A 12869-nucleotide genomic window follows, 5' to 3' on the forward strand; every position below is an offset into this window, starting at 1 on the left:
GTTAAGCCGTGCTTGCAGGGCACCGCTCGCCATGGGCTGTTTAACCATTCATTCTGAGATAAACCAAGGCACGCATGGCAAAAACCAACCGATAATCTTTAACTCAGCCACATTGGTTAGCTGGGTGTTGCTCTTATTTTACTTCCCTGCATAACGATTGCCTTTTAAGGACCAAAGCCCTTGTCTCACGTTAGAGGTAGTCCGTTAGATTTCGGTTGTACACAATGTAAGGCAACGACCCGTTTTTAATGATCCCTTGGGTTACTTTTAATTTCAGGCAATTCGAGGATTAGGACGACGCCATCGCCTGGGAAGAATCTACGATATAATTCCAACATTTTCCGGCAACACCTATCGCATTGCCGGAAGTGTACTTTTAATTTTGTGTACATCACTGTGTACACAACTATGCAAATTCAAATAAAGCAATCAATGGAATTTCCTGAATACAAGCGACGCCGCACTTTTGCCATCATCTCTCACCCCGACGCCGGTAAAACCACCATCACTGAAAAATTGCTGCTGTTCGGCGGTGCTATTCAGTTAGCCGGTTCGGTCAAAGGTCGCAAAGCCGCGCGCCACGCCACCTCCGACTGGATGGAGATGGAAAAGGAGCGGGGGATTTCCGTGACCACCTCGGTGATGCAGTTCGAGCATAACGATTGCATTATCAATTTGCTCGATACACCGGGCCACGAAGACTTTTCCGAAGATACTTACCGGACATTAACAGCCGTAGACTCGGCGTTGATGGTGATCGACGTGGCGAAAGGCGTAGAGGATAGGACCATCAAATTGATGGAAGTCTGCCGTCTCCGCGATACCCCGATTCTGACCTTCATCAACAAATTGGACCGCGAAGGCCGTGAGCCGATAGAACTACTCGACGAAGTCGAAAGCGTGCTAAAAATTCAATGCACGCCGATGACCTGGCCGATAGGCATGGGCAAGCGCTTTAAAGGGGTTTATCAGCTGTATAAAGATGAGATATTGCTGTTCAGTCCGCACCACGGTGGTCGTATCGCCAAAGCCGAAGTCATCAAAGGTTTGAACAATCCGAAGCTTGACGAATTGCTAGGCTATCAGGCGGAAGAATTGCGCGACGAGATCGAACTGGTCAAAGGTGCCAGCCACGAATTCGATCACGCGAAATATTTGGCGGGGCAACAAACGCCGGTATTTTTCGGTTCGGCGATCAATAACTTCGGCATCATCGAATTGCTGGACGCTTTTGCGGAATACGCCCCTGGTCCTAGATCACGCCAAGCCGAGCAACGCGAAGTGATGCCCGATGAAGAAAAATTCACCGGTTTTGTTTTTAAAATCCAAGCCAATATGGACCCGGCGCACCGCGACCGCGTGGCGTTTTTAAGAATCTGTTCCGGCAAATTCGATAAAGGTATGAAGGTCAATCATGTGCGGATTGGCAAAAACATCCAGGTCGCCAACGCCATTACTTTTCAAGCGGACAGCCGCAAAAACGTCGAGGAAGCCTATGCCGGCGACATCATAGGCTTGCATAACCACGGCACCATTCAGGTCGGCGACACCTTTACCCAAGGCGAAGTCTTGAAATTCGGCGGCATCCCTTACTTCGCGCCGGAATTGTTTCGCCGCGTGGTGTTAAAAGATCCGCTCCGTGCCAAAGCACTGCAAAAAGGTTTGATTCAATTAACCGAAGAAGGTGCTACCCAGCTATTCCGCCCGCTGAAAAACAACGATTTGATCCTTGGTGCGGTGGGTATTTTGCAATTTGATGTTACCGCCCATCGTCTCAAAAACGAATACAACGTGGAATGTGCTTACGACGTTTCGCCGATCAATACCGTGCGTTGGGTCAGCGCGAAAAATCCGGCCAAACTGGAAGAGTTTAAGAACAAGGCCTTCGAAAACCTTGCCGAAGATGGTGGCGGCTATTTGGTTTATCTGGCCAGCAGCCGGGTGAATTTGCAGTTGACCGAAGAGCGCTGGCCGGACATTCATTTTAGTCAGACCAGAGAGCTTTGAAAGCTGATTCAAAGCCAATCTTTTAAATCCAAATCATGCGGAATCGCTTGAGGCCAAGCGATTCGTGCAAAGCTTTTTCACGGCTGATACCATCATTTGCCGCCCTTGATTACCCACGAAAAACCCAGCGCCGCTATCTCCCAGCGCAAAAACTCAGCTCAATAAGAATTCGCTAAACACTTAATATTTATAGATATATTTGCGCGAGGGATATACACTGCCGAAGCCAATCCGATAAAGATACGACTTTAAGCAACATCCGCAGGAGTAAGCTTATGCGCACACTTTACTATAGTCACCCGGATTTTTTGGGCCACGACACCGGCGTAGCCCATCCAGAGAGCATTGACCGGCTCCATGTGATCGAACAAGCCTTGTCGGCACCCGAATTTGCACCATTGCAAAGAATCACAGCCGATATTCCCGCCGACATTCTTGATAAGATTGGCCTGGTACATAGCAAGGCCATGATAGCGAAAGTGCTATCAACCATTCCTGAACAAGGTTACGCCAATTTTGACGCGGATACCGTGGTATCGCCTGGTTCCAAACTAGCGGCTCTGCGCGCGGTGGCCGCAGTGTGCGACGCCGTCGATAGAATTTGCACCGGCCAAAACGCTAGGGCCTTTTGCGCCACCCGCCCTCCCGGCCACCATGCCATGCCGGATTATGCGATGGGGTTTTGCCTGTTCAACAATATCGCCATTGCCGCTGAATATGCCCGCAGCCGCTACGGCCTGACCCGGATCGCCATCGTGGATTTTGACGTGCACCACGGCAACGGCACCCAAGCGGCCTTTTGCGAACAGCCGCAAGTGCTCTATGCTTCCAGCCATCAATGGCCGCATTACCCCGGCAGCGGCCATCCCTCGGAATGCGGTGTCGGGAACATTATCAACATTCCTCTGCCCACCGGCAGCGACGGCGAGGTGTTTCGGGAGAAATATCGCCAGTCCATTTTGCCGGCAGTGAAAACCTTCAAGCCCGAACTGATTTTGGTTTCCGCCGGTTTCGACGCCCATAAAGACGATCCTTTGGCATCGATTGACCTGGTGGAAGACGACTATCGCTGGATTACCGACGAATTGCTGAGCATCGCCGATGTCTGCTGCCAGGGGCGAATCATTTCTGCATTGGAAGGCGGATACAATCTAAGCGCCTTGGCTAATAGTGTTGCCGCTCATGTCGGCAGCTTGATGGGCAGCCCAACCAGAGGCGAATGAACCGCCTCTCGTCTCAAAATACCGCGTTTATTGGAGATTAGGCAGGGTATAAACGTAATCGCTGTCTTTCATGGGCATATGGCAAGCAAAACACGGTGCGGATTTTTCCTGATCCAGCATTTTTAAGGTTTTGCCTTCCCAAATGCCGAAGCCCCAACCGCCGGTTTCAGCGTATTTCTTGCTGTCTTTCACCATCGCTTCCGCAGCAGTGAATTCGCCTGGCACAGTCGCTTGTTCCCAATTCGGATGTTTTCTTTCGTCCCATTTGATTTTGGCGATGATGCTACCGTCCGGCCAAGGTTTGACCTTACCTGCACGCGCGGCATTGATAGCCACATGGTTACCGACAATGGCCCGCATGCTGTTTTTATCGTGGCGTAAGGACACGCCCAGCAAACGCCAGTCGCGGTATTCGCCATGTTCCGGTTTAGCAGGCGGTTGGGCTTCCGCGAAAGCCAGGCTAAACGGCATTAAAGCCGCCGCTGCCAAACATAAGCCGGTGAAAATAGTTCTGTTCATGTTCTCGTCCTCCTTTATCTGTAGGGATACCAAGCCGTTATTATACGCCGGCAAGTTAGCGGCTAACGCCTGTTCAATTCAGTTGAATAAAACCAGCCGTTTGCAATGGCGAATTAGGGGTAAAACCTGGCAAAACAGCCGGTTTCAAAGCGAATCCGCCAACAGCAATTGACGCTGGCATGCTACCATTTTGCGAACTCTATCACGCAGTACACCGATTACAATCCAAAGGAACTCGCCATGTCCGGCCCCAACAAACAATTACCGTCCATTTTTTTCTGGGCTTGCGTCGCCCTGACCGGCGCCTTTGCCGTCGGCGGCATTGCTTTGCAACGCGGTGAAAGCATCAATAGTATGTGGCTGGTCGTCGCGGCGATTTGTATTTACGCGCTGGGGTATCGTTTCTATAGTGCATTTGTTGCGACCAAAGTTTTGGTATTGGATCCCAGCCGCGCCACTCCCGCAGAGCGTTTCGACGACGGCCGCGACTTTATGCCAACGCATAAATGGGTGGTATTCGGGCACCATTTCGCGGCAATCGCCGGCCCCGGCCCCTTAATCGGCCCGACCTTGGCCGCCCAATTCGGCTATCTACCCGGTACGTTGTGGATTTTGATCGGCGCCGTCTTAGGCGGCTGCGTGCAGGATTTTGTCACGCTGTTCTTCTCGATTCGCCGAGAAGGCCGTTCCTTGGGACAAATGGCAAAAGACGAATTGGGCGCGATTGGTGGTACTGCCGCCATGCTGGGCGTGATGATGATCATGGTAATCCTGATCGCGGTACTGGGTCTGGTGGTGGTCAATGCGATGAAGCACAGTCCCTGGGCGACATCCACCGTGGCGGCGACGATACCGATAGCCGTACTAATGGGCTGTTACTTGCACCATTTACGCCCCGGAAGAGTCTTGGAAGCGACGTTGATCGGCGTCTCCCTGTTGATTTTCGCGGTACTGGGCGGCGGCTGGATCGATGACAGCCCGATAATCCGCAGCTGGTTCGATTACGACGCCCCGCAACTGGCTTTGATGGTGATCCTGTACGGCTTTGCCGCTGCAGTATTGCCGGTCTGGCTATTGCTGGCGCCAAGAGATTATTTATCCACTTTCATGAAACTCGGCACCATCGCCGCGCTGGCGGTCGCCATCGTGGTGTTGCGCCCGGAATTGAAAATGCCGGCTCTCACCCAATTCATCGACGGCACGGGGCCTATCTTCGGCGGCAAACTGTTTCCGTTCGTGTTCATCACCATCGCCTGTGGCGCCATTTCCGGCTTTCATGCCTTGATCTCCTCCGGCACCACGCCCAAACTGCTGGCTAACGAGCAAGACGCCCGTTTCATCGGCTATGGGGCGATGATGATGGAATCCTTCGTTGCGATTATGGCGATGATTGCCGCCAGCGTTTTGGAGCCCGGCGTGTATTTTGCGATCAACAGCCCGGCCGGTATTGTTGGCAAGGAAGCGGTGGACGCGGTGGCCAAGATCAGTAGCTGGGGTTTCCCGGTCGGCGTCGAGCAGATGCAAACCCTGGCCAAAACCATGGGCGAATCCACCTTGTTCGCCCGCACTGGCGGCGCGCCCTCGCTGGCGGTCGGGATGGCCAGCTTGTTCGCGCAAGTATTCGGCGAGCATCTGCTGGCGGCGTGGTATCACTTTGCCATCATGTTCGAGGCCTTGTTTATTCTGACCACGCTCGACGCGGGCACCCGTGTCGCCCGCTTCATGTTGCAAGATATTCTGGGCAATGTTGGTTTGTCTAAAACCAACAGCTATCCCAGCATACTGCTGACCAGCGCTGTGGTGGTCGGAGCTTGGGGCTATTTCCTGTATATGGGCACTATCGATCCTTTAGGCGGCATCAACAGCCTGTGGCCGTTGTTCGGCATTGCCAACCAGATGCTGGCGGCAATAGCCTTATGCGTGGGCACCACGATATTGGTGAAGTCGGACAAACTGAAATATGTGTGGGTCACGGCAACCCCCTTGGCCTGGTTGATTATCGTCACCAGCACCGCCGCTTGGGAAAAATTGTTTGCCGCCGATTTGCGGGTGGGATTTTTATCGCATGCCGCGGATTTATCCGCCAGACTTGCCAGCGGCGCTCTTCCAGCCGAGCAAGTCAAAAATGCACCGCACTTGATTTTCAACGACTACTTGAACGCCGGGTTAACCAGCTTATTTATGCTGATTACCTGGCTATTATTGGCAGACACCCTGCGGGTGATCTATTGCGTCATCACCGGCAAAAACCACCCGCAATCCAGCGAATCGCCGCATATACCCAGCCGTTTGGTTGAAGAGTGGGTAAGGGATTAAGTTTTTCAAATGGCGTTAGTAGCGGCTTTAACGCGTCAATCGCCCGGGTGGGATTAGTCTAATTCAATCTGATAATGCGACGAACCGTTTCGATTTGATTGCACAGTGACGAGCAAAAACGCCCCAAACCTAAACAGATGCGTAAGTGTAGGCAATCCTTTTGTGACCACCGGTAGCGTCATTCGCTTCAATCCTGCGTGGGCACAAAAAACATGCCCACCATGACTGGAGTGGATCGTCATTTATCTGATGGGCTAGGACATTGTCATGTCGATTTTGGACAAGGTGTTTTGACAGCGAAAGCCGGTAAATCCCACCAACTTGGGGTGTTTGACAATTTACCGCTAAGCTATTCATAATCCTATCTACCGATCAACCTAATTCTCTTTTTGACATGAGTTGGTTGGCATCTGGCTTATCGCTTTGCGGCGACTTAATTCTTCATGCGTTTTTTTATAAGGGAGCATTCTTGAAAGTACTATTCGGCTTACTAACCATTTTTTTAATTTCACCTGCTGCCAATGCGGCGTCGCAACTGCGCTTCAACGGCCACTTAGTCACCAATTCCGGAAATTTTCAGGCTGGCGATACCTTTGAGGGCCAATTTACGCTCAACCCCACGGCGCCGGACATCAGCGCCTACCAAACACTACCGCAGGTTTCTAGACCTCGGTTGGAGCTGACCTATCTGAATAATAAGTCGTCCAGCATCGCCATCAATGGTGGCCCATCATTGATCGGCAATGATAAGATTGAGGTACATTTCGACAACGACCTGAATCTAACCCAAGTCATGATCGAAGCCGCCGGCTTTACCGGCAAGATAGCGGCGGGTACCTACGACAGCGCAGACATCAGCGATACTGCCGGCTTTCCTCAGTCGCCAGCAATAGGTTTTTCGATTTTGGCCTTATTCCCCCAAAATACCTTCACCGCCGAACACGTTCAAAACCAGGACCATATGGGTATTTTCGACTTGGACCTGCAACCTTTATTCTTGGGGTTTGGCATTCGTGAACGCGGAGCCAGTGCGAGCGCCGCGTATGGACTGATCGATCACGCCAGTGTTAACCCTGTGCCTGTACCGGGTGCATTTTTGCTGTTCGGTTCGGCGCTGGTCGGTTTGACTTTACGTCTACGCAAATCGGCATAAGGCCCCAGTTATGCGGGGGCGGTGCAATCGACTCCCGCTGATTAATCACCAACTCCCTAAAGAATTAACGCGAAAAATCGATTTGGCGCATAGCTCCTGATAACGCACTTATCAGCGAGCGCCCATGCCTCCCAACGCAAGGAGGTTGTGCGAAACATCAAGCCTTGCAACCAACCAGTTCTGGTTAAACACTGCCAGACAGCTATCGATTCAAATACCCGCCACTAACATAAGAAACGCAGCAGTCCTCTTTTGTCCGTTCTAGTTCTACCCCTCTCAGGCCGCTGACGGCAGCAGGGGACCGCTGGTCTTCATTCGGCGCAAACTTTCCAGTTCCGCTGCCAAATACTCGGAAAAAATCGACCTTGAACTCAGCTTTAGTTTTGCCAAAGCTCAGTTCGAGGTGACATATCAACCGGGTACTCACCGCCCGCTGCAGTTTGTCGCCTTCATCCAAGTCCACGCTGCGAAACACCGGCAATTTACCTTGAGAGACAGCTGCGTCGTATTCGTCCAGTTGCTTGCAATATTGAATGTAAGCACCGCCTATCCGGCCAATGGTAGTCACAGCCTTAGCCCACCAAGTTGCAGTTGGAATGAGCGGAATAGCGCTGGAAGTTGCGAAACAACTTGCCTACGCCTCGCTACGCCCAGTTCGTAAATGATCCATGCTGATGTAAAAGTAACCGGCATCGGTCAATTTTTGGCCGACCAACTGCAGGATTTCAGGCTTCACCGCACCGCGGCCTTTGGCAAATCGCTGTTGTTGATTTGCCGTCAGGTTTTAGCGGCTCGGCATGTGCGCGTAGTTCGTATGACAAAACCTCGTTTAGACCTTAGGCATTTCCCGTAGCTTCTCGACCACTTTGTCGCCAAATTCAACAGTGCTGATCATCGTCACGCCGCTGCCGGGCTTGGACAAGTCGGCGGTTGAGTAGCCGTCGGCAAATACGCCCTGCATGGCCGCCCAGACGTTTTTCGCTTCCGCTTCCATGCCAAAGCTGTTTTCCAGCATCATTGCCACCGAACCGATCATAGAGTATGGATTGGCGATGTTTTTGCCGGCGATGTCCGGCGCTGAGCCGTGGGATGGCTCGTAATAGGCTTTTTCCGGGCCGATACACGCTGACGGCATCAAGCCCAGCGAGCCCAAAATGCCGCCGCCCTGGTCGCTGAGAATGTCGCCGAACATGTTTTCCATCACCATCACGTCGAACTGGGTAGGTTTCAGACACAGCGCGGTCGCGGCCGAATCGACGAGATAATTGACGACCTGAACGTCCGGATATTCTTTGGCGACTTCTTCCATCACCTCGTTCCACAATACGCTGGATTTCAGCACATTGCTTTTATGGATGTTGTGCAGCAATTTGCGGCGTTTTTGCGCCAGTTTGAAGGCCTGGTGCATGATGCGACGAATTTGTTCCTCGTCGTATTCCAGGGTTTCGCGCACGTAACGCAGCCCTTGCTCGTTGACTCCCGCTTCTTTTTGGCCGAAATACAGGCCGCCGACCAGCTCGCGCACCATAATCAAATCGATGCCATCGCCGATCACTTCCGGCTTCAGCGGCGAGAAATGCGCCAACGACCTCGGCAGGAAAACCGGGCGAAAGTTGGCGTAGGTATTATAGCGGCGGCGTAGCGGCAACAGAGCACCACGCTCCGGTTGTTTGTCGACCGGGATTTTCTTTGATTCTTCGTGATTCAAGCCTATCGTACCTTTCAGGATGGCGTCGGCTTGATCGCAAATGTCGATGGTAGCTTGCGGGAAAGCATCGCCGGTTGCGAAGTAAGCGCAGGCGCCGAACAAAGCCGGCATCAGTTCGAAGCTAACGTCGTTACGTTCTTCGATGACTTTCAAAACCTTGATGGCTTCCGCGGTGATTTCAGGGCCGATGCCGTCGCCGGCCAGAACTGCGATTTTGTAGTTTTTCATGAGATGGTGGGTGCTGAGTGATTAAAGCGTTAAAGCAGGAATTTCTATCGAAAAATAAGCAGCGGATTTTAGCAGATTGGTTGCGATGCTTCCCCCGAAAAACCGCTTTCCGGATAAACATAGGTAAAACCTGAATGGAATGGGATTTATAGCCGTTTTAACTGATTTACCCTGAAGCAAAATCGTTTCGAGCGGGTTGCATAAGTCACATATGCCGGGAAACCGAGTAATTTTCTCCAACGTTCGAGCTCAGAGCTGCAACGTTTTAGAAATTTTCCGGAACGACCGAGCTCCGGACTCGAACGATCAAGAAAACTTCTCCATCAATCAAGCTCCGAGCTCGAATGACCAAGAAATTTTCTAAAACATTGCGGCTCCAAACCAGAACGTCCGAGCTTTTTTCTTGATCATTCTCCCTAAGAACTACATCGCTCGAGCTCCGAGCTGAAACGTTGGAGTTAATTTGTCCAATGACCGAGAAAAAAGCTTGGCCGATGGAGAAAATTTGTTCAACGGTCGAGTAGAGAAGTAAAGCGGTGGCGAAAAGATAACCAGCAGCCGGCTTATTTGCCGCAGCGCACGTATTCGTCTTTATTGTCCCTACACTCCGGCATGGAAACCATGAAAAGGCACTCCGGGCAAAACCGCATTATTGGGCCGATAAGCTACACTTCGCTCGACTTAACGTGAGAGCTGTTCTGATGAATGAAGAAAAACGCCTATCCACCACTCAACTCGCTAAACTACGCAGCGTGTCCCAGGAGCAAATGTTCGGGCAATTGAGCACTTTGGGTTTGATCGAAAAACACGACGACAAATGGCAATTGACCGATGCCGGCACGGCTGCCGGCGGCGTCTATTTGACCGGTAAATACGGCCAATACGTCGCCTGGCCGGAAGATTTTCAGCTATCTAACGCACCAAGCAAACCGGACGCGCCGAAACTGTTGACTGCCACCGTGCTGGGGCAGCAGTTCGAACTCCCCGCCAACAAAATGAACTATATCTTGTCGGAACTCGGCTGGATCAAAAAAGGCTTGAAAGGCTGGCTGGTCACCGAGCAAGGCTTGGCGATGGGCGCCGAACAAGGCGAAGATAGTCGTTCCGGCATTCCCTACGTGCGCTGGCCGGAGAAAATCACCCGCAACCGGGCATTGAAAGACAATGTCGATAACATCAAGGGCGTTGATAAGCCAAAAACCGATACCGACAAGATGGATAGCTTCCGCCACAAATTCGAAGCTACCCACCGCACCACCGACGGCCACTTCGTCCGCTCCAAGGCGGAAATGCTGATCGACAACTGGCTGTACATGGCGGAAATCGTCCACGCCTACGAACGCAAACTGCCGATCGAAGAAGAAATGTACTGCGATTTCTACATCCCCACCGGCAAGGTGTATATCGAATTTTGGGGCTACGACAACGACGCCAAATACCAAGCCCGGAAACAGGAAAAACTTGCGATTTATCAGAAATACAATTTCAATTTGATTGAATTGACCGATAAGGACGTGTTGAATTTGGACGATATTTTGCCGAGATTGTTGTTGAAGTTTGGGGTGCAGGCGTATTGAATAAAAGTTTGATTTGTCTTTTTATAGCCCGCGTAGGGCGTATTAGCAATAGCGTAATACGCCGCATGAAAACAAAATATAAGGCGCAATGCCCGTTGGTTATTGCGCCTTACGGCCTTAACTTAACGGCATTGGTTACAAACCCCGTTCCGCTCAGAATATCAAAGCAAAAATGCCTGAGAAAGCAGGTAATATCAACTTATGTTGGTTGATTTTCCTGCTAATCAATTATTATGCAACTTAGCACAATGAGGAAACAAAATGCCTTACGGATTTCCCCAAGACTCTTGGGAACGAGCAAAAGAAGAAGCGCTTTTGGTGCTTCAGCGGCGTGCTTCACGGCGCCACTCGCAAACAATATCCTACACCGAACTGGTGGAAAGCTTGACTGCTATACAAATAAACCCACATGATCCTCGGTTAACAAGTTTCCTTGAAGAAATAGTAGTTAATGAGCATACAAATGGTCGTCCATTAGTCACCGTCCTTGTAGTTCATCAAAGAGGAGATCAAATGCTAGGTGATGGGTTCTATGAAATAGTCGTCCCTGAAAAAGCCGATATTTTCCGAACACCAGCATTCAGGCCGACAATAAAAACGGCGCGCTCAATGGCCGCGCCAAAATCCGACATGGCGGTCTCCAAAAATGAGGCAAAAAAATCCTCAACTGCCTGAGGATCATACGGATATTGTGGCCAGCACCGCATAAGATGGCATGCATGGCATCGCCCAGTTCGCCTTTCAGGTAATTGCGGCCCAGCAATCCGTCGTTTTTGAGGTGCCCGATGACGGGTTCGATGGCATTGCGGCGTTTGAGGGCGCGTTTGAGTCGCCGGGTGTTTATTCCTCTCTTTTGCCGGGCTTTGTAAATGGTCACGTTCGGGACCTCGACACCACGGTATCCTAAATCCACAAAAGCTTCTTTTGCGCGTGTACCGCTTAGAATCTCCGCCTGTTCCAGACACGATTCCAGGGTGTGTCCATCGTAGGGATTACCGGAAAAGCTGCGGGCGCCGAGCACAAAATTACTTTTGTTGGTGACGGTGATGCCCACTTTGACGCCGAATTCATACTTCTTGTGGACTTTGCCTTTGGAAATGCATTCGACTTCCGTGGCGTGGAAACTGTACAGCTTGTTTTTATCCTGGGGTTGTTGGTTCAAAATCCGTTGGGTTTTCTCTAGCGTCTCTTTAAAAGCCAATTTGACTGCATCGGATTGATCCGTCAATTGGCGCTCGATATCTCGGTAAACCCGACCCACCAAAGTTTTGAGCTGTTTGAGCATTTTGCGTTTGCGCTTCATTTGCTTGGCATGACTGTACCGGTTCGCCATCATCAGCAAATAGGGGGCTTTGCGGTTGTAGTTCTGCCGTAGTGTAATCTCATGCTGCTCAGCCAGACGTACCATGTGCTGGCGACAGCGTTCATACAATTTTCCATCGGTCGGATACGTGATGGCTTTCTCTTGCACCGTGCTATCAACCGTCACCGATTCAAAATCCTGTTTCTTCACGGTCTTGCTGGCTACGCCAGCCTGGATCGTCACCGATAACATCCACTCGCAACCTTCTTCTCCGATCCGTTTTCGCCAATAGGTCAGTGACGTGGGGTGGCAAGGTATCTGGTGTTGGAAATACTCTTCGCCACAAAAATATTGCCAATAGGGATTTTCAAGCCACTGTGCCACGACCGCTTCGTCCGAGCGTGCAAACGCATGTTTGAGGTAATGAAGCCCGGCAATAAGACGCGTTGGCAACGCCGGAGCGCCTTGGTTCTCGGTAAAAAATTCACCGAACGCATCATCCAGTACTTTCCAATCGATCAAATTTGCCAGTTGGTAAAGCTCATGCTTCGGATTCAACAGGTCGGCCAGTGGTGTGTTGAATAGATCGATTTGGCCGCTACTTTCTTGGGATTTTGGCTTCATTTTCGATAAAAATTTGCAAGAAATTAATATCTATTTTACTAATTTCTTGCAATTATTGCCCGTCTTTTTCTTCAATTATTTATTGTGTTTCAATGCTTTAGCCGTGAATTTGTGGCTTTTCAGGGGCGACTATATAAACACGCAAAGGGTAGAGGTAATGCGCCTACTATTATTGCAGAGAGAGGCGGCGCTCTCTACACATATATTGAAA

9 protein-coding genes are annotated in these 12869 nt (G+C 50.9%); 5 read left to right on the forward strand and 4 right to left on the reverse strand.

Annotated features, from left to right (window positions below; all coding sequences use genetic code 11):
• Positions 1–408 precede the first annotated feature (408 nt).
• Entirely contained in the window at positions 409–2007 is a 1599-nt protein-coding gene (locus tag EBB_RS19640) for a peptide chain release factor 3 (RefSeq protein WP_371741602.1), read from the forward strand.
• A gap of 275 nt (positions 2008–2282) precedes the next feature.
• The gene (locus tag EBB_RS19645; protein ID WP_192395438.1) at positions 2283–3230 is read left to right on the forward strand and encodes a histone deacetylase family protein; all 948 of its coding nucleotides are present in this window, start codon (positions 2283–2285) and stop codon (positions 3228–3230) included.
• Positions 3231–3257: 27 nt separating this feature from the next.
• On the opposite strand, the gene EBB_RS19650 is transcribed toward EBB_RS19645, so the two are convergent.
• Positions 3258–3749, reverse strand: a complete 492-nt coding sequence (locus EBB_RS19650; protein WP_192395439.1) for a cytochrome P460 family protein — start codon at positions 3747–3749, stop codon at positions 3258–3260.
• A 240-nt stretch (positions 3750–3989) separates the two neighbouring features.
• Between EBB_RS19650 and EBB_RS19655 the strand changes: the two genes are divergently transcribed.
• Together EBB_RS19655 and EBB_RS19660 are read left to right on the forward strand one after the other, a co-directional pair.
• Positions 3990–6065, forward strand: a complete 2076-nt coding sequence (locus EBB_RS19655; protein ID WP_192395440.1) for a carbon starvation CstA family protein — start codon at positions 3990–3992, stop codon at positions 6063–6065.
• 469 nt (positions 6066–6534) lie between these two features.
• On the forward strand, positions 6535–7218 hold the full coding sequence (locus tag EBB_RS19660; protein ID WP_192395441.1) for a hypothetical protein: 684 nt from the start codon (positions 6535–6537) through the stop codon (positions 7216–7218).
• Between the two features lie 202 nt (positions 7219–7420).
• On the opposite strand, the gene EBB_RS19665 is transcribed toward EBB_RS19660, so the two are convergent.
• Positions 7421–7786 carry a hypothetical protein gene (locus EBB_RS19665; RefSeq protein ID WP_192395442.1) on the reverse strand — a complete coding sequence of 122 codons (366 nt, stop codon included), beginning with the start codon at positions 7784–7786 and terminating at the stop codon, positions 7421–7423.
• Positions 7787–8047: 261 nt separating this feature from the next.
• Positions 8048–9154 carry a 3-isopropylmalate dehydrogenase gene (leuB, locus tag EBB_RS19670; protein ID WP_192395443.1) on the reverse strand — a complete coding sequence of 369 codons (1107 nt, stop codon included), beginning with the start codon at positions 9152–9154 and terminating at the stop codon, positions 8048–8050.
• 701 nt (positions 9155–9855) lie between these two features.
• Here leuB and EBB_RS19675 point away from each other — a divergent pair.
• A complete protein-coding gene (locus EBB_RS19675) occupies positions 9856–10731 on the forward strand; it encodes a glycerol kinase (protein WP_192395444.1) in 876 nt (291 codons plus the stop codon).
• 580 nt (positions 10732–11311) lie between these two features.
• Here EBB_RS19675 and EBB_RS19680 read toward each other — a convergent pair.
• On the reverse strand, positions 11312–12658 hold the full coding sequence (locus tag EBB_RS19680; protein WP_225587194.1) for an IS5 family transposase: 1347 nt from the start codon (positions 12656–12658) through the stop codon (positions 11312–11314).
• Positions 12659–12869: the final 211 nt, after the last annotated feature.

This window comes from Methylomonas fluvii (genome assembly GCF_014850975.1).
Taxonomy (GTDB): Bacteria; Pseudomonadota; Gammaproteobacteria; order Methylococcales; family Methylomonadaceae; genus Methylomonas; species Methylomonas fluvii.